This window comes from Sphingobacterium psychroaquaticum (assembly GCF_004421025.1).
In the GTDB taxonomy this organism is placed as follows: domain Bacteria; phylum Bacteroidota; class Bacteroidia; order Sphingobacteriales; family Sphingobacteriaceae; genus Sphingobacterium; species Sphingobacterium psychroaquaticum.
Genome location: NZ_CP038029.1, coordinates 1739349 through 1762147, shown reverse-complemented (window position 1 = coordinate 1762147; position 22799 = coordinate 1739349). Strand labels below are relative to the sequence as shown.

Annotated in this window: 17 protein-coding genes; 12 read left to right on the top strand and 5 right to left on the bottom strand. The window is 42.8% G+C overall.

Going from position 1 to position 22799, the window contains the following annotated elements; genetic code table 11:
* Positions 1-48: 48 nt before the first annotated feature.
* Positions 49-759, bottom strand: coding sequence for a FadR/GntR family transcriptional regulator (locus tag E2P86_RS07255; RefSeq protein WP_085472767.1), 711 nt, complete (start codon positions 757-759; stop codon positions 49-51).
* 121 nt (positions 760-880) lie between these two features.
* Here E2P86_RS07255 and E2P86_RS07250 point away from each other — a divergent pair, with 121 nt between their 5' ends.
* The 9 genes from E2P86_RS07250 to E2P86_RS07210 all read left to right on the top strand — a co-directional run bounded on the left by E2P86_RS07250 (position 881) and on the right by E2P86_RS07210 (position 15631).
* The gene (locus tag E2P86_RS07250) at positions 881-4261 is read left to right on the top strand and encodes a SusC/RagA family TonB-linked outer membrane protein (protein WP_134431938.1); all 3381 of its coding nucleotides are present in this window, start codon (positions 881-883) and stop codon (positions 4259-4261) included.
* An 18-nt stretch (positions 4262-4279) separates the two neighbouring features.
* The gene (locus E2P86_RS07245) at positions 4280-5833 is read left to right on the top strand and encodes a RagB/SusD family nutrient uptake outer membrane protein (protein ID WP_085473040.1); all 1554 of its coding nucleotides are present in this window, start codon (positions 4280-4282) and stop codon (positions 5831-5833) included.
* A gap of 86 nt (positions 5834-5919) precedes the next feature.
* The gene (locus E2P86_RS07240) at positions 5920-6837 is read left to right on the top strand and encodes a dihydrodipicolinate synthase family protein (protein WP_134431935.1); all 918 of its coding nucleotides are present in this window, start codon (positions 5920-5922) and stop codon (positions 6835-6837) included.
* Positions 6837-7991, top strand: coding sequence for a kelch repeat-containing protein (locus tag E2P86_RS07235; protein WP_134431932.1), 1155 nt, complete (start codon positions 6837-6839; stop codon positions 7989-7991). Before E2P86_RS07240 ends, E2P86_RS07235 begins: the two co-directional genes overlap by 1 nt.
* Positions 7981-9222 carry an MFS transporter gene (locus E2P86_RS07230; RefSeq protein WP_085472763.1) on the top strand — a complete coding sequence of 414 codons (1242 nt, stop codon included), beginning with the start codon at positions 7981-7983 and terminating at the stop codon, positions 9220-9222. Before E2P86_RS07235 ends, E2P86_RS07230 begins: the two co-directional genes overlap by 11 nt.
* 61 nt (positions 9223-9283) lie before the next feature.
* On the top strand, positions 9284-11311 hold the full coding sequence (locus E2P86_RS07225) for a GDSL-type esterase/lipase family protein (protein ID WP_166785160.1): 2028 nt from the start codon (positions 9284-9286) through the stop codon (positions 11309-11311).
* A gap of 10 nt (positions 11312-11321) precedes the next feature.
* Positions 11322-12500: an AGE family epimerase/isomerase gene (locus E2P86_RS07220; RefSeq protein WP_134431926.1), complete on the top strand. Its 1179-nt coding sequence runs from the start codon at positions 11322-11324 to the stop codon at positions 12498-12500.
* 1 nt (position 12501) lies between these two features.
* The gene (locus E2P86_RS07215; protein ID WP_134431923.1) at positions 12502-14463 is read left to right on the top strand and encodes a beta-N-acetylhexosaminidase; all 1962 of its coding nucleotides are present in this window, start codon (positions 12502-12504) and stop codon (positions 14461-14463) included.
* Positions 14464-14473: 10 nt separating this feature from the next.
* Positions 14474-15631, top strand: a complete 1158-nt coding sequence (locus E2P86_RS07210) for a sialidase family protein (RefSeq protein ID WP_134431920.1) — start codon at positions 14474-14476, stop codon at positions 15629-15631.
* Positions 15632-15720: 89 nt separating this feature from the next.
* Here the strand turns inward: E2P86_RS07210 and E2P86_RS07205 are convergent, their stop codons facing one another.
* From E2P86_RS07205 to E2P86_RS07190, 4 genes are all read right to left on the bottom strand, one after another.
* A complete protein-coding gene (locus tag E2P86_RS07205) occupies positions 15721-16587 on the bottom strand; it encodes an alpha/beta hydrolase (RefSeq protein ID WP_134431917.1) in 867 nt (288 codons plus the stop codon).
* A 38-nt stretch (positions 16588-16625) separates the two neighbouring features.
* Positions 16626-17870 carry an outer membrane protein assembly factor BamB family protein gene (locus E2P86_RS07200; protein WP_134431914.1) on the bottom strand — a complete coding sequence of 415 codons (1245 nt, stop codon included), beginning with the start codon at positions 17868-17870 and terminating at the stop codon, positions 16626-16628.
* 125 nt (positions 17871-17995) lie between these two features.
* Entirely contained in the window at positions 17996-18562 is a 567-nt protein-coding gene (locus E2P86_RS07195; RefSeq protein WP_134431911.1) for a Crp/Fnr family transcriptional regulator, read from the bottom strand.
* A 67-nt stretch (positions 18563-18629) separates the two neighbouring features.
* Complete coding sequence (locus E2P86_RS07190) at positions 18630-19925, bottom strand: adenylosuccinate synthase (RefSeq protein ID WP_206368000.1); 1296 nt, start codon at positions 19923-19925, stop codon at positions 18630-18632.
* 150 nt (positions 19926-20075) lie between these two features.
* On the opposite strand from E2P86_RS07190, the gene E2P86_RS07185 reads away from it, so the two are divergent.
* The 3 genes from E2P86_RS07185 to E2P86_RS07175 all read left to right on the top strand — a co-directional run bounded on the left by E2P86_RS07185 (position 20076) and on the right by E2P86_RS07175 (position 22786).
* Positions 20076-20816 carry a helix-turn-helix domain-containing protein gene (locus E2P86_RS07185; protein WP_240775587.1) on the top strand — a complete coding sequence of 247 codons (741 nt, stop codon included), beginning with the start codon at positions 20076-20078 and terminating at the stop codon, positions 20814-20816.
* A gap of 25 nt (positions 20817-20841) precedes the next feature.
* On the top strand, positions 20842-22011 hold the full coding sequence (locus E2P86_RS07180) for an FAD-dependent oxidoreductase (RefSeq protein WP_134431908.1): 1170 nt from the start codon (positions 20842-20844) through the stop codon (positions 22009-22011).
* A gap of 166 nt (positions 22012-22177) precedes the next feature.
* Positions 22178-22786 carry an RNA polymerase sigma factor gene (locus E2P86_RS07175; RefSeq protein ID WP_085473038.1) on the top strand — a complete coding sequence of 203 codons (609 nt, stop codon included), beginning with the start codon at positions 22178-22180 and terminating at the stop codon, positions 22784-22786.
* Positions 22787-22799: the final 13 nt, after the last annotated feature.

Here is a 22799-nt window from a genome sequence, read left to right as displayed (position 1 = left end):
ACAAGATAAGCAATATGGATACTTTATCAAAATACAGAATTGCGTTTTTTAAGCTAAGATTCGAGCGAAGTGGTTACTTAAATGTTGGCGGATTGCTTTTCGATATGCATCGGCATCTCGCTTTTTAAGCACCTCAACAAGCTCTTTATGCGAGATAAAATCACCTTCTACAATAGGCCGTTCTAACAAACCACTTTGGTGTACATATTGAAAAATAGGAATCAACAACTCTTGTAACTCGAGAAGGATTTTATTCTCCGATATCTCATATAGCTTACCGTGAAACCGTATTTCATCTTCAACCTGCCAGGGTGCGGCCGTATCGCCCGATACAATATCTTCTGCAATCGCTTCCAGCTCCTGTAGGTCCTGATCTGTAATCTTATTGACTATAAAATCAGCCATCCCTACTTCCAACGCCAAACGCATCTCGAACATATCCTTCAAGGTAGCATTATCCAAAATTGAAGGATGAAAAACTTTTCGCAAAGATCCAAGCACATCCGGATTCGTCAAGACAGCCCCTTTATGTTTCTTCGATTCAATGAGGCCAATAGTCTTTAAGCGTAGTAATGCTTCCCGAATAACTGTACGGCTCACCCCCAAGCTCTCTGCTAAGTCCAACTCCTTAGGAAGCACATCCCCAACTTTTAATTTATTCTCTTGAATAAAGCTCACAATACGTGCTTCAACCTTGTCTACCAAACTGGAGGTATCGATACCTCCAAGCTTTTCAATAGAGACATTCTCCTGACTCATAGCCTATATACTTAACAATTTATTCACAATAATATCAAAAATATTTTGACATCTGAAATATTATGTCATACATTTGTTTTGTTATTATGTTATACATAATCCAATATTAAAACAAATAATTATGAACAAGAACTACCTAATTAAACTGAAAAGCGTCTTTATATTGCTTTTCCTCTGCCTACTGCACGACGAAGCTGTAGCGCAGAACATGCTTTCGGGCCGGGTATTAGACGGAAACAAAAATCCACTTACTGCGGTAACGATCGCCAACCTAACACAAAAAACAGGTACCTCCACCGATGAAAATGGCAACTTTTCCATTCGGTCAAAAAATGGGGATAAGTTATTGTTTACCGCGGTAGGATACCGTGCGCAAGAAACATCTGTTTCCCAAACAGATCATTTGGAAATTATCATGGAGTCCAATGATGAAAAGCTAGATGAGATAGTCGTTATGGGATATGGCACCGTAAAACGTACGAAACTAACGGCCTCCGTCTCTACGTTGGACAATAAAATACTAGAATCCGGAATGCGCGCAAATCCGGCGCAAGCACTTGCAGGAACAGTACCAGGTTTGCGTGTATCGACCGGTTCGGGACGTCCCGGCGCCATGCCGAACATTGTATTACGTGGTGGCACCCATTGGGACGGTACCGGTAGCCCACTTATTTTAGTGGATGGTCAGGTTCGAACTAGTTTATCAGATATTAATCCCGATGAAATTGAGCGTATAGATGTTCAAAAAGATGCCGCTGCCACAGCTATCTATGGTGCCAGAGCAAGTAATGGTGTTATATTAGTCACCACAAAAAGAGGGAAAACAGGAAGTTCTTCCTTAAGTTTAAAAGCAATTCGGGGTATCAATTATCTAAACTCTCCATATGAGTTTCTAGATGCAGGTGATTATGTAAAATGGAATAGACTTGGCGCCGTCGGTGCGATAAAATCAGGCACACTCCCAAATACCACATTAGGCAGCCCGGGGCCACGCGGTACGGGCAACAAATACTTTGCTGCTGACGGTGTAACGCCACTTGATGGCAATTATGCTAATGAAGCACGATGGAGTCTCATGCGTCTAACGGATCAAAATCGATTTCTCTTGGATCAAGGTTGGAAAACAATGAAAGATGTAATTCCAACCAATGCAGCTGGTAACTATGATGCAAACGGGCAATTTTATGACCTCATTTATGAAGACTTCAGTTACCGTGACGTTGCTTTCAAAAGCCCTGCCCCATCACAAGATTACAACCTATCCTTCTCAGGCGGAAATGACAAAGCCAACTACTTTAGTAGTGTCGGCCTATATGATGAAAAGGGACTCTCATTAGAAACCTTCTACAAACGGTACAATTTCGCTGTAAATGCGGATTATAAAATCAAGGATTGGATTAAGACCGAATCGACGATCAACTTCACCCGCGCAAACTGGCGTGATCAAAGTTTAACAAACGGCGAGAGCAATTACTGGGGACGTATGCTATCGGCTCCGCCAACACTACGGAGCAAAAGTCCGGTTACAGGAGATTGGATTCTTGGCCGGGATGCCAGCGATGGTAACCCATTGGTTAATATTGATAAATACAAAAGACGAGCACAGAGTGATAAATTCACCTTAAACCAAGCATTAGTCGTCAATTTCTTACCGGAACTATCTTTACGAATGAAGGGTATTCTGTATTACGAGGAAGAGTATCACGAATCCTTCAATCAGGATTTCCGAACAGGCTTCCTAAGTTATACAGATCCCAATGCGGGCTGGAACAGACAACGCAGTAGTTCGGCTAGTTTTTGGCGAGACATCAGACAAACCTATAACGCGGTTCTTAATTACAACAAGTCATTTGGTGACCATACGGTAAGCGCCTTGGCTGGTGCTGAATTTTACGACTCGTACTACCGCGGTTTAGGTGCTTCAGGTGCATTAGCTCCGACCGACGATTTCATGGCGCTAGGTTTAACGACCAACACGGCGGCCAATCCTACGCGAGGTGCATCCTCCGCACATACGAATGATCGTATTATCTCACAGTTTGGAAATGCAACCTACGATTATGCCGATAAATACCTTTTCTCTGCAACCTTTCGTCGCGATGGGATATCGCGCCTAAGCGCCGACAACAGATGGGGTGTCTTTCCGGCTGCTTCTGTCGGCTGGATTGCCACTAAAGAACAATTTATGCAGGAAAAAGCACCATGGTTAAATTTCTTAAAACTACGCGCCAGTTGGGGTAAAAACGGAAATATTGGTATCGGAACAAGTAACGCTATTGGTGTCTACGAAGTGCAGGGGGGCTATAGTGTTCAACAGGCATACGACCAGTCGCGTGGCTTCCTCTTCTCTGCTGCTCCACTCAATGAATTGACTTGGGAAAAAAGTAAAACTACCGAAGTGGGAATGGACATCGGTCTATTGAACAACAAACTGAACTTCTCCACGGCATACTACAACCGTATCACATCGGATAAATTGGCCTACATCAATCTCCCTAACTCCGCCGGTATCCCGTCCATTAGAACCAATAATGGTACGATGCGAAATCGCGGTATTGAGTTTGAACTGGGATACAAAATCATTCAGAATGATAAGGTAAACTGGACCGTGAATGCCAATGCCGCTTATGTGCGTAACAAAGTGATAAAGCTGCCTTACAACGGGAATGATCGCAACCGCCAGGATGGTACGCAAGTGTATGACCCTGCTACCGGTTCTCTTATTTGGGTTGGCGGACTTCAGGAAGGCATGGAATGGGGTGATGTTTATGGCTTTCGGATGAAAGGGATTATCCGGAATGAGGCCGATCTCTCGAATTATAATGTGCGTGATGATGCCGCTGGAGAAGTATTTTATGGTGCTGCTGCGGGTAAAAAAGTAGCCAGCCAAAAAATTATACAAGAACAGGGGCTGACGGGATACCTACCGACACAATTAGGCGATGTGATGTGGGAAGATATCAATGGAGATGGTGTGATCAATATGGATGATCGTGTGCGGTTAGGAAATACTTTACCGAAGTGGACCGGAGGTTTCAACACAACCATTAGTTACAAAGGGCTTTCCTTGTTTACTCGTATGGATTTTGCCTTAGGTCATATTCAAATGGATCAGATGCAAATGTGGTCTTTAGGTTTCTTTCAAGGGGAGTTTAATGCGACGACGTTGGTGAACGATACCTGGACACCAGAAAATCCAAATGCAAAATACCCACGCTACGTATGGGCCGATCAATTGAATGCAAAGAACTTTGACCGTCCAAGTGATATGTTCTGGAAAAGTTCCAATTACTTGGCTTTCCGCGAAGTATCTTTGAGTTACGCCTTGCCTAAAGAATGGCTAAATCGCGCTAAAATAGCGGGATTAACACTCACCGTATCGGGACAAAACCTAGGATATATCACCAATAAAATGAACGTATTACCGGAACGAACTGGCCTACAAAACAGCGCCTATACCATTCCGACGATGCTGATTATGGGCGGAAAAATCACTTTCTAAACACAGATGAAAAACAACATGAAAAAATATATAAAATTAGCCTTGGTTGCTTTCTCCTTGACAGGGTTAACAGCCTGCGATAAGCACTTGAATTTGGCGCCTGAAGATTTTTTTGCTGAAGGAAATTTTTGGGAAAATGAAACGCAAGTAAACAACTTTATGATTGGTATCCATAGTGATCTCCGGAACAACCAATTCAGCTTTTTCCGCCTAGGTGAAATGCGTGGTGGTGGTCTAACGAGTACAGCACGTATGGATGTATCTCTGAACGAATTAGTTGTTATAAATCAAGCGATGACTGAAGTCTCACCGGGACTCGGTGCATGGTCCGGATTTATGAATAGCATTTTACAGATCAATCTATTTATTGATAAAGTAAACACCGTCACCTTTCTATCGGCAGAGCGAAAAGCCAATCTACTCGGACAAGCGCATGGTTTGCGTGCATTCTACTATTTCCATCTCTTGCGCACCTTTGGGGGCGTTCCGTTACGCTTAGTTCCCGATGTTTTAACCGGCAAACCGGATCCGGTTGCTTTGCGATTGGCGCGGTCGACAGAGCCTGAGGTATTGGCGCAAATTAAAGCAGACATCGCTTCCTCGGCACAGTATTTCGGAACGATACAGGGTACTAATAAAGCCTATTGGACGTTAAACGCGACCCAAATGTTAAAAGGAGAAGTTTTCCTCTGGTCCGCAAAAGTATATAATAATACGGCCGATTTAGCCGAAGCAAAAACAGCACTTAATGCGGTGACCGGCTATTCCTTGGTGGCCAACTTTGCGGATGTCTTCAAGCAAAAGCGTAACGCTGAAATCATTTTCACCTTGCCTTTTGCTTTCAATGAAGCCGAACAACCTGCGGTAGCATCTTTTTTATACGCTACCTCTAATTTCAATGGAATTTACTACAAAGACACGGTTAGCACGACAGCCCCTACCTTAATAGATCCACTTAATATCGCACAAAGCAGCACAGGTGGAATACAACGTTATGCGTATACCTATGAGCTCTTTAAATCATATAACATCTTGGATCGCCGCAGAGATGCTACCTTTTATGATTTTTATGCGATCGATCGCTCCGTAACACCTCAAAAGGTTACTATCCGTAATACCGTATTGACCAAATTCATGGGAACGATAAATAATAATATTCGCAACTGGACCGATGATTGGCCAATATATCGGGAAGCAGATCGATTACTGATGTTAGCTGAAATTGCAAATGCGGAGGGAGCCAATCCACAAACATACATCCAAGCGGTGCGCAACCGGGCCTTTAACGGCAATGATCCAACACCTTTTGTCAATGGTACCAAAGATGCGAATGAGCTTGCCATTTTTGCCGAACGTTCCAAAGAGTTTGTCTATGAAGGAAAACGATGGTACGATATCCGCCGCATGAAGTACAACAATGAACCCTTGGCGTTCAAATCAACCAGTCATCCCTACGGCGTGCTCACAAAAAGCACAGAAGCTTACAAAGTATTATGGCCGATTGGACGCGATGTGTGGACCAATGATCCGTTGGTGAATCAGACGCCTGGATATACCACAACCAAACCATAACACGCAAAACGAGATAAGTGAGGTTGTATTACATCATCAAATAATACAACCTCCTTTACAAGAAACACATAAAAAATTAATAAAAGATGAAACACATTAATGGCTTAATTGCAGCTCCTTTTACACCCTTTCTAGATAATGGTGAACTAAACCTTGACTTAATCCCCACCTACTACCAAAGTCTAAAACGAAACAACATTGCAGGTGCTTTTATATGTGGATCGACCGGAGAAGGTGTTTCCCTCACATTCGACGAAAAAGTTAATGTCATGAAAGCATGGGCCGCGCTTACACGTAACGATCAAGACTTCACCTTAATGATGTTTTTAGGCGGTACTAATATAAAGGAGTGCAAGGAGTTGGCGGCAATTTCTGAACATGAAAGCGTCGATGTTATCTCTTTCACCTCCCCTTTCTACTTTAAACCGGCTACGGCAAAACAATTGGCCGTATGCTGTGCTGAAGTAGCTGCAGCTGCACCCAATACCGCATTTTACTATTACCATATCCCTGTACTAACAGGTGGAAATTACGCTATGTTAGATCTATTAAAGGAAGTGGATGCGCTGATTCCAACGTTTAAGGGAATTAAATATACACATGAAGATTTTATGGATTTTCTTTCGTGTAGCAACTACAAGAATAAGAAATATGATATGTTATGGGGACGTGATGAAAATATGCTTTCTTCCTTAGTTCTGGGATGTAAAGGTGCGGTTGGAAGTACGTACAACTATGCCGCTCCCCTATATCACGACATGATAGCCGCATACGATGCAGGTGATTTTGCAAAAGCGAATGACTTACAGCAAAAATCAATCGATATGATTACCTTGCTCGGAAAATACGGCGGTATTGCTACCGGAAAGGCCTATATGAAACTAATTGACCTAAACTGCGGTGGCTTTAGACTCCCGGTTGCGAATATGGACAATGCACAATTTACAGCCTTTGAGCAAGAGGTAGCAAACCTTGGTTTTGCCGCTTTTAAATCTAAACATTAATGAAACCTAAAATCTTCACCTTCTGCATGACTATTGCCTTAACCGCCTGTAACCCCGAGGATGCAACACAAACGATCCATTGGGATACCCAATCGAAATTACCCATGCAAGCGGATGGCAGTGCCCACCTAGGGCTTGCTGGTCCTATTACAGGAATTATCGATAATAAGTTACTTCTTATGGGTGGAGCTAACTTTCCGGCAACGATGCCTTGGGATGGTGGCGCGAAAGAATACCATCAAGAGGCCTATATCTATGAAATCGGTGACGGACATGTAGACTTCGTCAAACAGACACCTACACATATCCCACTGGCCTACAGCGCTGTATGCAGTGATGGCACGAGATTATATATAGCTGGTGGAGAAAATAATAATGGGATTCAAAAAGATGTATTTACCTTGGAACTAACCGCAGATTCCATTCAGATAGCGCGGTTACCTAACCTACCACATCCATATACAAATGGCGGTCTCTTGAAAGTAAAAAACAAGTTGTTTTTTATTGGAGGAGAGAACACCGAACACGTGTCAGCACGTATATATGAACTGAACCTTTCGACCGCAGGATCAACTTGGGAAACACATCCTACAACACTCCCTTATCCGGTTAGCCATGCTATATTTTTAACCGATGCAAAAGAACAAAACATTTACATTATCGGTGGACGTAAACGTAACGAAAACAGTCGAAGTACAATGTACGATCAGGTACTACAATGGAATCTTAGCACACAAAAAATAGAGACTATAGGAACGCTTCCGCGCCCATTGGCTGCCGGGACAGGTGTTATGGATGACCAAGGCGACATCCTGATCTTCGGTGGCGATGATGCGTCTACGTTCCATCAGGTAGAAGACCTGATCGCAAAAATAACCGCGACAGAAGATAGCAACCAAAAACAAATACTTATACAGCAAAAGGCGTTCCTACAACAAAACCATCCGGGCTTTACATCCGACAGCTGGAAATTCAATATACAGCAGAAAAAATGGTCCAAAATAGCGCCCCTACCGGCGAAATCACCGGTCACAACGCAAGCGCTATCCTACAAGAACATGATTATCATTCCGAGTGGCGAGATAAAGGCTGGGATTCGGACCGACCAGATTCTCGTAGGAACTATAGGAAAGGGAGGTAAACATGCGAAATAACAAATATTATCCATGGCTCGTGGTCGGTTTACTGTGGGTCGTAGCCCTTCTTAATTATCTGGACCGCCAAATGTTATCTACCATGCGTGAAAGCATGCAAATCGATATTGTGGAACTCCAAAAGGCAGAAGCCTTTGGAGTCCTCATGGCTGTCTTCCTTTATATTTATGGGTTCATGAGTCCTATTGCTGGGATTATTGCAGATCGGGTAAACCGAAAGTGGTTAATTGTCGCTAGCCTGTTTGTGTGGTCTACCGTCACCTATGCCATGGGGCTAGCAGAAAATTACAATCAATTGTTAGTATTACGCGCTATTATGGGACTTAGTGAAGCCTTATACATTCCAGCCGGACTGGCGCTCATCGCAGATTATCACACGGGACGCACCCGATCATTAGCTGTGGGTATACATATGACTGGTTTTTACATGGGACAAGCTCTCGGTGGTTTTGGTGCTACGGTAGCGTATCAATATGGCTGGCATACCGCCTTTCATTGGTTTGGCATCATTGGGGTTATCTATGCTTTTATCCTTGCTGCTTTGCTTCATGAACCAACAATAAAGCAAGTAGCAGGCGCTAGCAAAGAAAATCTACCAAAGCGAATTCCGTTTATAAAAGGCTTATCTTCTTTATTTTCTATGACTGCTTTTTGGGTTATCCTCTTTTACTTTGCCGCCCCCAGCCTTCCCGGTTGGGCAACCAAAAACTGGCTCCCTACTTTATTTGCGGACAACCTGAATATTCCGATGGCGACAGCTGGTCCACTATCGACAATTACAATTGCTGTGGCTTCTTTCATCGGCGTTATTGTCGGCGGAATCTGGAGCGACAGGTGGGTTCTTCGAAATGTACGCGGTCGCGTTTACACCAGCGCAATCGGCTTGTTTCTAACAATACCTGCGTTAATTCTGTTAGGTACAGGAAGTACCTTTTACAGTATTGTAGGCGCTGCTATCTTGTTTGGAATCGGGTTTGGCATTTTTGATGCGAATAATATGCCGATCCTTTGTCAGTTTGTTCCGCCACGCCTTCGCGCCACCGCATATGGCTTTATGAATATGGTAGGTGTTTTTGCCGGCGCTGCCGTTACGCAGATATTAGGCCGCTTCAAAGACGAAGGCCACTTTAATAATGGATTTGCTCTGCTGGCACTCATTGTCGCCATAGCCCTTCTGCTGCAACTTCTTACTCTCAAACCAAAAGTTATAGATTATGTCGACGCAGACTAAAAAACAGCTATACAAAATTTTGGGCGTAGCTTACCTTCTTTTTTGCGTGATCCCGTTAGTAATGGCGCAGCAAAAAAAGGTAAAAGTAGCTTGTATAGGTGACTCTGTAACGGAAGGGTTAGGTCTTGATTCACCGGCAACAAACGCTTATCCGGCTGTACTGCAAGAGAAAATTGGAGCACAATTCAATGTAGAGAATTTTGGTCACAGTGGCGCTACTTTATTACGCCACGGACATCGTCCTTATGCTAATACGAAGCAGTTCCGAGATGCTTTACATTTTCGTGCAGACATTGCTATCATTCACTTAGGCTTGAATGATACCGACCCGCGTAACTTCCCCCACTATCGGGATCAATTTGTGCAAGATTACCTTTGGCTTATTGATACCTTACGCACAAATAACCCGACTTTAAAGATATATATCTGTAAAATGTCGCCCATATTCACGGGACACCCGCGATTTTCGTCCAGTACATTTAACTGGTACCACGCAATACAGGATTTAATAGTCGATGTTGCTGCCGCTCGTGCATTGCCGGTCATTGATCTTTACGCGGCTCTGCATAATAGACCTGATCTTATTACAGATTCTCCAACATTACATCCCAATAAAAAGGGAGCATACAAAATTGCTGATTTTGTCGCACAACATCTAACAGGTAATTTTGGTGGATTAAAGATGCCAGCTGTTTTTGGAAAACAGATGGTTGTACAGCGAGATAAGCCATTTACGGTATGGGGAACCGCAGATGCTGGCACGACAATAGAAGTACAGTGGTCGGCACAGAAACAACGCACAAAAACAGACAAAAATGGAACTTGGCAGGTGCAATTCCCTGCACAAGCCGTAAACCGCATCCCGCAAACCTTAACCGTTAAGAGCGACCGGCAAACATTTACTTACGACGATGTACTCGTGGGAGATGTATGGTTAGCAGCGGGGCAATCCAACATGGCTTTTCCTGTAAAGAGCGCGAACCAAGGGGATAATTTAGCACACAAGGAAGGCAAACGTTTACCCATACGCTTACTCAAGTTTAACAATCTTGCACCCACCGACGACATCGTTTGGGATCAACAAACATTAGCGCAAGTTAATGCCCTAAATTTCTTTACCGGCGCTTGGTCAGTAAATAGTCCCCAAGAGGCTGAAAATTTCTCTGCGGTAGCTTATGCTTTTGCGGTAGAGATTGCCAACAACCAACAGATTCCAATCGGCATGATCGATCTTTCCGTTGGCGGCTCGCCGCAATTGGCCTGGATTCCACGATTAACCCTCGAGTCCAATGCACAATATACAGGGGCATTGCATCCTTGGCGAAAAAGCGACTACCTTATGACCTGGTGCCGTGAACGAGCAAATAAAAACCTGGAACAATCGCCATCGCCATTTCAGCAACATCCCTATGCCCCTTCTTATATTTATGAAGCTGGCATTGCTCCAATCGCTCCTTTTGCACTAGCAGGCATCCTTTGGTATCAAGGAGAAAGCGATGCCGAAAATGCGGAACTGTACCAACATCTTTTCCCAACATTCGTGCAAGACATGCGCCAGCGCTGGCAGGAAGAACTTCCATTCTATTATGTACAACTATCGAGTATTGAACGCCCATCTTGGCCTTTCTTTCGCGATGTACAACGACAGATGCTACAAAAAATTCCTAATGCGGGAATGGTTGTTACTACGGACATAGGTGATCCTCTTGATGTACATCCTCGAAATAAAATAACCGTTGGAAAAAGGCTTGCGCAATGGGCATTGGCGAAACATTATAAGCAACAGGTAACTCCTTCTGGCCCCTTATTTCGGACAAGCACAATCCATGGCGACACCATCGAATTGACATTCGATTACGCAACAGGAATGAAGACCAGCAACACGGCTTCTTTAGCCGGATTCTCCTTCCAAACGGCAGAAGGGAAGCTATTACCTGCCACCGCCAACATCATACAAAATAAGGTGACCATCGTAAAACCGCAAGGAGTCACTTTGAAAGCCTTGGTATATAGTTGGGAGCCTGTAAGCACAGGAAATTTAGTAAACAATGCAAATTTACCGGCCAGCACTTTCCGCTTGCCTCTATAAAAAAAGAATAATGGATCAGAAACAACTACAGTCACTAGCTGACTTTTATAAAAAACAACTTTTAGAAGACACGGTTCCTTTTTGGTTTCCAAGATCATATGATGAAGAAAATGGTGGGTACCTACTGATGCGTGACGCCGATGGCTCCTTACTAGACACGGATAAAGCAGTTTGGATTCAAGGACGTGCTTGCTGGTTGCTCGCCACGTTATACAATACCGTAGAGCCACGTCAAGAGTGGTTGGATGGCGCAAAGCTGGGTTACGATTTTCTATTGAATAAGTGTTTTGATGAGCATGGTAAAATGTATTTTCATGTTGATCAGGAAGGGACCCCTTTACGCATGCGTCGTTATTTTTTCTCTGAGACGTTTGCCGTTATAGCGTTTGCCGCATATGCCAAGGCGTCTGGCGATCCGCAGGCCGCAAAAAATGCACGTGATCTTTTTGGGGTTTGTATGGAATATGCGGAGGGGGAGCGCAAGATAGAGCCTAAATTTGAAAATACACGACCAACGAAGGGAATCGGAATTCCTATGATTATGATCAACACAGCGCAACAGTTACGCGAGACCATTGGTGACAGTCGGTGCGATAGCGCCATTGAAGGTTGGATCAAAGAAATTGAAACCAATTTTGTGAAAGACGATATTCGATGTGTAATGGAGCAGGTAGCCCTCGATGGGAGTATTGTCGATCACATTGAAGGACGCACCCTAAACCCAGGACACGCAATCGAAGGCGCCTGGTTTATTCTACATGAAGCGCTATACCGCAACAAGGATCCGAAATTAATAGATCTTGGGTGTCGTATGCTTGATTATATGTGGGAACGTGGCTGGGATAAAGAACATGGCGGAATCTTATATTTCAGAGATGTATACAACAAGCCTGTACAGGAGTACTGGCAAGATATGAAGTTTTGGTGGCCACAAAATGAAACCATCATCGCCACCCTCCTCGCCTACTTGGTCACCAAAGATGAAAAATATGCAGAAATGCATCAACAGATACACGATTATGCCTATACACATTTTCATGATAAAGAACATGGCGAGTGGTTTGGTTACCTGCATCGCGATGGAAAAGTAGCACAGCCGGCAAAAGGAAATCTGTTCAAAGGCCCATTCCACCTCCCTCGTCAAGAGTGGTACTGCTGGATGACGTTAACGAAATTTATGAAACCTTAACATGAAAAAACACGGCCCAATCTGCTTTCTTTTCACACTAATTCTGGTGGGTTTTCTTCATCCCGTTCGCGCACAAAGCGACCTGCTCCCTATGCCTCAAAAAGTATCTTGGCAAAATGGGATTCTAGACCTTCGTCAAGGCATAACGTTAGAAGGAGACACCTCCGGAATAGATCGAGAATTATACCTCCTGTCTGAAGTAATGAAGGCGAATAGGATCCCGTTTTCGTATGCAAAAAACAGATCTGCCCCCCGTTCAACAGTATTAAATCTAACGTTGAACGCACGGAATATGCGCGAGAAAAAAGAAAGCTACCGCTTGACCATTTCGACAACGGGCATTACTGTTGCTGCCTCCACGAAATCTGGTTTGTACTATGGTTTGCAAACCTTGAAACAATTGATAACAGCGCAAGGCACTGTCCCCTTTTGCAGCATCGAAGATGAACCAGCCTTTCCATGGCGTGCATTCTTAGTTGATGTTGGTCGAAATTACCAGCCCTTAGAAATGCTGAAAGAACAAATCGATATCATGGCGCAATACAAGCTTAATGTTTTCCACTTTCATTTTACGGAAGATATTGCATGGCGCCTGAGCAGCAAACGTTATCCCGGATTAACCGATTCTACCAATATGACACGATGGGCGGGTCAATCATATACTGAGCAAGAGTTTCGAGAACTCATCAAATACTGTTCGGATCGACATATTACCTTCTTGCCAGAAATCGATATGCCGGGACACAGCGCCGCTTTTCATCGTTTTTTTGGTGTGGATATGCAATCAGATTCGGGTATGGTATTTCTAAAGGAACTGTTACATGAGTTTGCAAACACCTACCCGGGACTGCCTTACCTTCATATTGGTGGGGACGAAGTCAAAATAACGAACCCTAACTTCATGGGGGAAATGACGCGCTATGTCGAGTCCCTCGGATTTAAAACCTTAGGTTGGGATCCAGGCGGCAATTTAATGCCGCAAACAATCCGTCAGCTATGGATGGGTGGACCAAAGGCAATTGAGCCTGATGGCGCATTAATCTATATAGACTCGAAACACCTTTACATTAACCACATGGATCCGCTAGAAACGGTGACGACGTTATTTTACCGCCAGATTGGCGAGCAGAAGAAAGCGCATAAAAATCTGTGGGGAGCCACCTTGTGCGTATGGCCGGACCGCGCTGTTTCGGCTCCTGAAGATATGTTTTTACAAAATGCCGTTTATCCAGCGATGCTCACCTTTGCAGAAAGAATTTGGCAAGGGGGTGGTTTGGCTGGTTGGAAGGCAAATATTCAACCCGTAGATCAGGAAGAAAATCTATCTTTTTCTTCCTTTGAAAAAAGACTATTACAGCACAAGGAAAAATTTTTCAAAAACCTACCATTTCCTTATGTAAAACATAGCCACATCACATGGGAGTTAATTGGACCTTTTCCGAATGAAGGAAAACTAACGCAGGCATTCTCCATCGAAAAGCAGGCGTTCGATTCGACAATCGTGCCTACATATCACATTACTGGTGGAACGGTCATATTGCGCCATTGGTGGGCCGATGTTATACAAGGCGTCCTCGCTCAACCACAAACAAATACAACTTGGTATGCGCGTACTAAAATATGGTCCGATAGCATCGGTTATCAACCTTTCTGGATCGGGTTCGGAAATTTATCGCGTTCATATGCGAGCGATTCACCAACTAAGGACACCTGGGATAACCTACACAGTGCCATCCAGGTAAATGGCAAATGGATTGAACCACCCATCTGGAGACAACCAGGCCTAAAAGGCAACCTAGAAAAACCACTACTCGACGAAGGATACACCTTTCGTCAGCCTCAACAAATTTATCTGAATAAAGGATGGAACCATGTCTTAATAAAATTACCTGTGGGTAGTTTTGCTGGTCGAAGTTGGGATAACCCCAACAAATGGATGTTTACCTTTGTTCCTTACCGCTAACACAATGACTATGATGAATAAACTTTTTTATATCGGTGCTGCTTTACTGATGCAAAGCACCTTAAATGCACAAGAAGTAACCGTTTTCAAATCCGGCGAAGCGGGTTACGCCAGTTATCGGATTCCGGCGATTGTTAAAAATAAAAATGGAGATCTTTTGGCTTTTTCAGAAGGCCGAGTCGATCATGCAGGCGACTATGGAAATGTGGACATTGTCTATAAAATCAGTAAAGACAATGGTAAAACATGGGGCGCCATACAGGTGGCTGCAGACTATGAAAAACTACAAGCAGGAAATGCGGCTCCAGTAGTCGATTTGCTTGATCCAAACTATCCCAATGGACGTATCTTTTTATTTTATAATACTGGAAACAACCACGAAAGTGAAATACGGAAAGGAAAAGGATTACGGGAATCTTGGTTTATCACCTCTACAGACGGAGCAAAGACCTGGTCTGCCCCAGTAAACATCACGGCGGCAACACACCAACCCAAACAACCGGATGTCAATCCAGCTTATAATTTTGATGCAGATTGGCGTACGCTCGCGAATACACCAGGGCATGCCTTACAATTAGATAGCGGTCCCTACAAAGGTCGTCTCTATATTCCGGCAAATCATTCGGAAGGAAATCCGCTCGCCAATGGCAAAGATTACTATGCACACTCTTTCTATAGCGATGACCACGGAAAAACTTATAAGATAGGGTCTACTGTTCCTTTCGAGGGGAGCAACGAGACTATGGCTGCCCAAATATCCGAAACCGGTGTTTACATGAATAGCCGCAATCAACAGGGAAATGTACGTACACGCATTATCAGCTACTCCAACAACGGTGGAGTAACGTGGGACACAACGTTCTACGATAAGAACTTACCCGATCCGGTAAACCAAGGTAGCGTCTTATCATGGCGTAAGAAAGGTAAATACATCCTTGCCGTCTGCAATGCCGCCGACACAAAAAACCGGGATAATCTCACGCTACGATTATCGAAAGACGGAGGTAAAACTTGGTATAAGAATACGGTCGTTGCAAAAGCGCCAGCCGGCTACAAAGGATCATATTCCGCATATTCGGATTTGGTATTATTGAATCCAAAAACAATAGGCGTATTTTATGAAAAAGACAACTATAAAGAAATCGTCTTTATACCGGTCAAACTATAAAGAAGTATAATTTTTCAAAGAAACCCCTATAGTCGACACATCATTTTATAGGGGTTTCTTTAGACCTAATGCAATCAATAACACCTTAATTAAGGTCTAGAAACAGTAGGTAAGGGTTTCAAAAACAATAAGGCATTATAAACAGCCTGATGAATCACCGTGGCATGAGTCTCTTGCGGCAAGTAATCAAAAACAGTATGAATCTTCGAAGACTTTTCTACTATACCGTGCAACTGTTCCACTTCATTGAACATCTTCGTATCTTCGTCCTTACTGGGCGCACCAATGTAGACGTTAACTTCTTTTTTAAGGTTCTTATTTAAAAGCACGTGGGCTTCCGAAAGAAGAGAGCGACCTCCCCACCATAAACTAGGACTGATGATGATATAGTCGGTAAACAACGTAGGTTTCTTTAACAATATTTCGGTCGCTAATAAACCTGCTAGCGATTCCCCAATTACTACACTTCTGTCTTCCGTTCGATACGTCCCCTCAATAAAGGGTTTTAACTCCTCTCCTAAGAACTGAATGTATTTCGCAGATTGACCATGTGCGACAAAGCTGGTTTTTGGAAAACCCTCCTCTGCCAAAAAATCAAGATTAGGAACCGCAAAAGTAAAATCTCGTCTTCTATTTACATTTTCGATACCGACAACGATTGCTTCTGGAAATCGATCGACCCATGCTTGTGCACTAAAACGAAGTAAGCTTGTCAAATGAAAAAAATCTTCCTCAACCCCACCATCAAGAATATAGACCACAGGATACTTCTTTTCAGGATTCTCTGCATATAACGGTGGTAAATAGACATTTACTCGACGGTCTTCGTCCAGTACCTTGGAGGGAAAGACCGTAGTTTCTCCAAAAGTAACAGGAGTTTTCACAAACTGAGCCTGTAATCGGGAAGATACAGCAACAATAAGGATCGTAATCAAAAAAGGATATAGCTTCTGCATAGAACCAATGTTAAATAGCACGGCAAGATAAAACTATTTTATTTGATAGCATACACCGCGCCGTCAGCTGTGGCGAAATATAACGTAGAAGCCTCGACCCACACCGTAGAAAAGATGCTTCCCATTTTGAGATAGCCCGCGAATAATTTATTGATATCATGCTGGTAACGTGCGTCTAAATCTTTCCTCATCGTACCATCATGATCAAAAAAGTCAGCGCTATATTTTTTACTCGCATCTGTTTGGAAAATGCTTTCCTGCTGCCCTGTTTCTAAATTCAACCGATATAGAACACCATTAAGCGCTCCAAAATAAGCTTGATTGTTATGGATTGTAGGACTGCTAAAAACGTTCAGTGGTACAGATGGTTTATGCCGAAGGGTGCCGTCTTCTTTATTAAAGACCAATGTTGTAAAAGAATCCGACATCGTAACGACTAGGTCTGATTTGTTTATGCTGGGCACACATGTCCAACTACCCGGTTGGTGATATATCCATTGGCCAGTACCGCTTTTCGTATGCAAGGCATACAGATTAAAATCTCTCGAGCAGAAATACACGCTGCTATCGGCTACTGCGGCATGGAACTGCACCTCTCCTTTCGGAAAATAAGTTTGCCCCACCGTCTTGAAACGCCAACGTAACTTCCCGCTATGTTCCAGACAGTAGAAAAAACCATCGTAACTACCAATAAAGACTGCATCCTCATTTACCGTAGGTGATGCATGCACAATCCCATCCGTCTTATAACGCCACCGCAACACCCCACTCTTCAGATCGAGTGCATAAATATGTTGATCCCCCGAACCAACATACACCGTACCGTCATACACCGCAGGTGAAGATTGATAATAATCCCAGGTATCAAAAAACCGTTCACCTTTGGTTTGAAAAGACCAACGCTCTGTACCCTTCGCTGCATCAATCGCATGAAAAACACCATCCGTACTCATAAAAAGTACTAAGCCGGCAGCAATGGCTACCGAGGAACGAATTTCGCCCTTACTTCGAAAACGCCAAACTTCTGCTCCAGTGGTTTTATGTAGCGCATACAAATTGCTATCACAGGACCCGATATAAATGAAATCTTGATCCGCAATCGGCGATGCATATACCACACCTTTCGTCTGAAACTTCCACTGCAAAGCCAACTGATCCCCGATGTCTGCGCCTTCACTATTATTCTGTCGATTAGCCGTCCGCCCCAATTGTTGCGCATACAAACTCAATTGCAGGCCGACTACGAAGAGCAAGAAAAAAACAAGCGTTGATTTTTGAGGCATTTTGAATACGTTTAGATAAGGGTTAGTACACTAATTAACACAAAAAAAAGGAATGCACAAAATATTCATATTCAAAAAGATAAGATCTTTATTAACGCAACTATCGTCGAGATTACAGAGACACATCAACCATTTCGACGTATTCGACTTAGTGAAGAGGATGTTATACCGAGATAAGAAGCCAACATACTTAGAGGAACACGATTGGCCAATCCAGGGTAATGCTTAAGAAAGAGCGCATAGCGCTCTTTTGCTTCTAAATTCTTCATTAGACTTGCTGTCTTAAGTTTGCTTTCAGAGACAAAAGCATAAAGCTTACTGATTAATACAGGCCATATAGAAACTTCCTTTTCCAGCAAAGCGAAACCTGCTGCGTCAATAGACCATATCGTCGCATCCGTTACTGCTTCTATATAATCACTGGCCGGTAACTGCCCTTGAAAACTATGCAAGTCGCCAATAAAACGACCTTCATAAATAAAGTAATTTGTGAAATCATCGCCTTTTTTATTGTAGTAGACGGAGCGAAACACACCATCCTCGACAAAGGCTATCTTATCACTTATTCGACCATTTTCTGCAAAATAATCGCCCTTCCTTATATATATACATTTGAAGGCTTCTTGGATGCTGGCTTTTTCCTCGCTATCCATGGTTCCAAATTTTCCTATATATGCAATAAGCTCCTTCATCCAGTAGGGTATAAATAAGAACCAAAAAATACAAAAATTTTCGTTCTTATCGTACAGTAAATATCTTTTAAAGATCCTCCGTCAATTCCACAATTGCATCCCGCTGCGGACCAATAGAAAGATATCGAACAGGAACTTCCAGCGCTGTATTCAAAAAGCGAATATAGGCCATCAGGCCATCCGGTAAATCCATCTCACTTTCGACTTGCGTAAAATCACCAGTCCAACCCATCAACCTCGTCCACACTGGCTTTGCCAACTGAAAACTGTAATCTAAAGATGCATAATCAGATATCACATCATTGACTATATATTGCGTGCAGATATCAACCGTCTCCATCTCATTCAATACATCAGCCTTTGTCATGATAAGCTGTGTAACACCATTCAACATCACCGCGTACTTTAACGCAGACAAATCTAACCACCCGATGCGACGTGGCCGTCCGGTATTAGAACCGAATTCATTTCCCTTTTGTCGAAGTTTTTCACTTAGTTCATCCGCGATCTCACTCGGAAAAGCACCGTCCCCAACCCTTGTTGTATAAGCTTTAAAAACACCATAAACATCCCCTACTTTAGTTGGTGAAACCCCCAAACTCACACAGGCGGCTGAAGCAATCGTACTGGAGGAAGTAACATAAGGATATGTTCCGTGATCAATATCAAGCATAGTTGCTTGCGCTCCTTCTGCCAAAACTCGTTCCCCGGAATATAGTGCCGTATTCAAGTACAACTCTGTATCAATAATGTGCAGCTTCTTCAGGTATTCGATATCAGTAAAAAAAACATGTATCATTTCTTGCAAATCAATCATCTCTTGTTCTTTTGCTCGGAGCTCCTCATATTCCCGAACGATGGCAGTCTTCACTTTCTCCTCGAACGTATCCATGTAGATATCCCCAACACGGAACCCTTGACGAAGCATCTTATTCGCGTACGCCTGTCCAATTCCATTTTTTGTCGTCCCGATTGTTTGAAAATCAGCTGACGCTTCCATATAAGTGTCTCGATATGCATACGTTGGCAGTACTAAGTGGGCTTTCTTGGAGATGAATAGATTATTAGTGATCGACAAACCTGCGGAAATTGCTGATAAATCATCGATTTCACGTCTTAACTGCGTTGGATTAACCACCACACCGGTACCGATTACATTTTTTATATGCGGGTAGAATACCCCGGAAGGTAATAATTTCAATGTTACTTTGTGCGATTGCCAGAAGATTGTATGTCCGGCATTCGCTCCTCCATTAAAACGAGCGACAATATCGTACGCCGAACAAATGCGATCGATAAATTTTCCTTTTCCCTCGTCGCCCCATTGCAGGCCAACGAGAATATCCATTTTTCCTGTTTTCATCTAACTTAAATTGTAATACAAAGCTATGTGCTGTGCGATACAACACAATTGTCATTTGGCAAAAAGCAAATTGAAACCTATTGAAAATACTGTATCTTTCAAAAAAGTTGTGTGATCATATAAATAGTATTGAAGATATAACTAAGGACAGTGAACTTTGAATTTAAACTAAGCGATGAAGGTATAGCGGATTTCGTTTATTGTTTTTCAGCCTTGGACAACATGGAGGATATTCGTGAAGGAATCATTATTCCTAATGGCAGGGTTGATCTCGTCTTTGCTTTTAAACCAGAGAAAGAGATCGAAGTTACCCTGCTCGGTTTGGAAACAAAGCCAAAGAAAATGCCCGACCGAAACTATACAAAATTCTACTCGGTTAGCTTCAATCCCCTTGCTTTAGAGTATATACTTCAAATTTCTGTTGCAGATGTGCTAGATAACGGAAAAATTTTACCTGTTGATTTTTGGGACCTGCCTTCCCTTCATTCCATGAATTTCGAACAATTCTGTTCGGCGATCACCAACAAGGTACACAGTAAGCAACCAACCAACATGGATGAACGAAAACGCAAACTCTTTCGTCTTATTTTCGATTCCAATGGAGCGATTGGTATTCGGGAACTTTCCTACAATATTGGTTGGAGCGAACGCCAGATAAACCGTTATTTCAACCAACAGTTAGGGCTGCCCATAAAGACATATTGCAATATATTACGCTTTCAGGCCGCTCTCCCCTACATCAAAGAAGGTAAACTGGCTCCGCAATTGAACTATACCGATCAGTCCCATTTTATCAAGGAGATTAAAAAACTATCGGGCGTTTCTCCCAAAGAGTTATTCAAAAATGAAAATGACCGTTTTTTACAATTCCTCACGGTAGCCAAGCCCTAATTTTGTGGTATTCAAAATTGAAAATATGTTACTACAAAACAAGAAAATAGCCATTGTAGGCGGTGGACCTGGCGGATTAACATTAGCTAAGTTATTACAAGATAAAGGTGTCAATATAAAAATTTATGAAAGAGATTTTGACCGCACAGCAAGGGTACAAGGCTCTCCCTTGGATCTACACCAAGAATCGGGATTAGCAGCTTTACAACAAGCAGGCTTAATGGAGGTATTCAAAAAAAATTATATGCGTGGCGCGGATCGGGAGCAAATCATGGATCCCCAAGGAACGGTCTTCTTTAGCGATCATGGTGTCAAAAAGGAAGAAAATTTTGGCGACCCTCATTTTCGTCCCGACATTGATCGCGGAGTTTTGAGAAACCTTCTTTTAGACGCTTTACAACCGGGTACCATACATTGGAACTGTCATTTTACAGAGATGAAACCGCAGAACGACGGATGGATACTTTACTTCAAAGATGGAAATACTGCCTACGCAGATATTGTTATTGCGGCTGATGGAGCACATTCTAAAATCAGACCTTACCTCACCGATATCAAGGCTTTTTATTCAGGCATTACAATGATCGAAGGAAATATACCAAACGCCTCAGAAAAATCTCCTGCTGTTACACAACTCTTAAAAGGAGGAAAGATCATGGCATTTGGCGCGACCGAAAATATCTTGATGGGACAAAAAGGAGGTGATGAGATCGGATTTTATCTCAGCTTTAAAGTCGATGAAAACTGGACACAGCAGAATACAGTAGATTTTAATACCCCACAACAAGTAAAAAACTGGTACAAAACAAAATATGCATCCTGGAATCCATTATGGGATGAACTCCTAGAAGTGGTCACCTATCCATTGACCCCGCGCCCCATTTACTGCATGCCTTTAGATCAACATTGGGTTGCTCAACCCAATCTAACACTTATAGGTGATTCCGCTCATGTGATGCCTCCTTTTGCCGGTGAAGGCGTAAATATGGCGATGTTAGATGCACTTGAATTATGCAACAACCTGACCGGAAATATATTTAAAGCGCCCCTCGAAGCGATAGCAGATTATGAGTCCAGGATGCGGCAAAGAGCGAGCTTAATCGCAAAAGAATCACTCGACAACGGAGAAACCATGCATAACAAGCATGCCTTACGTGATATGCTGGCTTTTTTCACGGGGTTCGAGAACCCCTAGCCGCTCAAGCCGATAGCTAAATCGGTGTCATTTTTCAAATAAAACATCAAATGTATTAACAGTTTCTTAATAATAATCTATCTTTGTATCTAAGTTTTTGATAGGCAATATCTTAAAAACGATGGTTTCCAGCTCGGAAATGAACTTTATTAACTACAGGGGTGAGATGCACATTTTTCAGGAGGATAGCGACCTTATAGAACAGTTGGCAGAAGGGTCTACCGCAGCTTTCGAAAAGCTCTTTGCCAGATACTGGTCCCACGTTTTCACCACAGTTAAAAAGTTAATTAAATCTCATGAATTAGCCGAAGATGTTTCCCAAGAGATTTTTGTGAAAGTATGGAGTCGCAGACAGGAACTATCGTCTGTTACTAATATTGAGGCGTATCTCTACACCATCGCACGAAATACGACACTCGATGTGCTGCGAAAAAAAGTCTTAGTGACCGATAACTTAGAACAATTAATCCATTACTTCTCCGACCATGCCCTTACTCCGGAACAACGCTTAGAATATAAAGAGTTACAACATAGTATACAGGAAAGTATCAACGCTTTGCCTGAAAAGCTAAAAGCTGTCTTCGTACTAAGCAGAATAGAAGGTCTTTCACACGAAGAAATCGCCGTAAAACTAGATATATCTATCACCTCTTCAAAAACATATATCGTTCGGGCTCTCAAGATTATCCGTGCTCATATGGCCAGTAACATGGATTTAAATACAATTCTGATTGCCACCTTACTCCTCGAAAAAATTATTTTTCGAAATAAGTGATTTTTAATGTCTT

Bases quoted from the DNA above. Each gene is read 5' to 3' on its own strand.
- E2P86_RS07180 (WP_134431908.1), top strand. From the start codon at position 20,842: ATGTTACTACAAAACAAGAAAATAGCCATTGTAGGCGGTGGACCTGGC.
- E2P86_RS07235 (WP_134431932.1), top strand. From the start codon at position 6,837: ATGAAACCTAAAATCTTCACCTTCTGCATGACTATTGCCTTAACCGCC.
- E2P86_RS07225 (WP_166785160.1), top strand. From the start codon at position 9,284: ATGGCGCAGCAAAAAAAGGTAAAAGTAGCTTGTATAGGTGACTCTGTA.
- E2P86_RS07210 (WP_134431920.1), top strand. From the start codon at position 14,474: ATGATGAATAAACTTTTTTATATCGGTGCTGCTTTACTGATGCAAAGC.
- E2P86_RS07175 (WP_085473038.1), top strand. From the start codon at position 22,178: ATGCACATTTTTCAGGAGGATAGCGACCTTATAGAACAGTTGGCAGAA.
- E2P86_RS07245 (WP_085473040.1), top strand. From the start codon at position 4,280: ATGAAAAAATATATAAAATTAGCCTTGGTTGCTTTCTCCTTGACAGGG.
- E2P86_RS07240 (WP_134431935.1), top strand. From the start codon at position 5,920: ATGAAACACATTAATGGCTTAATTGCAGCTCCTTTTACACCCTTTCTA.
- E2P86_RS07250 (WP_134431938.1), top strand. From the start codon at position 881: ATGAACAAGAACTACCTAATTAAACTGAAAAGCGTCTTTATATTGCTT.
- E2P86_RS07205 (WP_134431917.1), bottom strand. From the start codon at position 16,587: ATGCAGAAGCTATATCCTTTTTTGATTACGATCCTTATTGTTGCTGTA.
- E2P86_RS07255 (WP_085472767.1), bottom strand. From the start codon at position 759: ATGAGTCAGGAGAATGTCTCTATTGAAAAGCTTGGAGGTATCGATACC.
- E2P86_RS07230 (WP_085472763.1), top strand. From the start codon at position 7,981: ATGCGAAATAACAAATATTATCCATGGCTCGTGGTCGGTTTACTGTGG.
- E2P86_RS07190 (WP_206368000.1), bottom strand. From the start codon at position 19,925: ATGAAAACAGGAAAAATGGATATTCTCGTTGGCCTGCAATGGGGCGAC.
- E2P86_RS07200 (WP_134431914.1), bottom strand. From the start codon at position 17,870: ATGCCTCAAAAATCAACGCTTGTTTTTTTCTTGCTCTTCGTAGTCGGC.
- E2P86_RS07215 (WP_134431923.1), top strand. From the start codon at position 12,502: ATGAAAAAACACGGCCCAATCTGCTTTCTTTTCACACTAATTCTGGTG.
- E2P86_RS07220 (WP_134431926.1), top strand. From the start codon at position 11,322: ATGGATCAGAAACAACTACAGTCACTAGCTGACTTTTATAAAAAACAA.
- E2P86_RS07195 (WP_134431911.1), bottom strand. From the start codon at position 18,562: ATGAAGGAGCTTATTGCATATATAGGAAAATTTGGAACCATGGATAGC.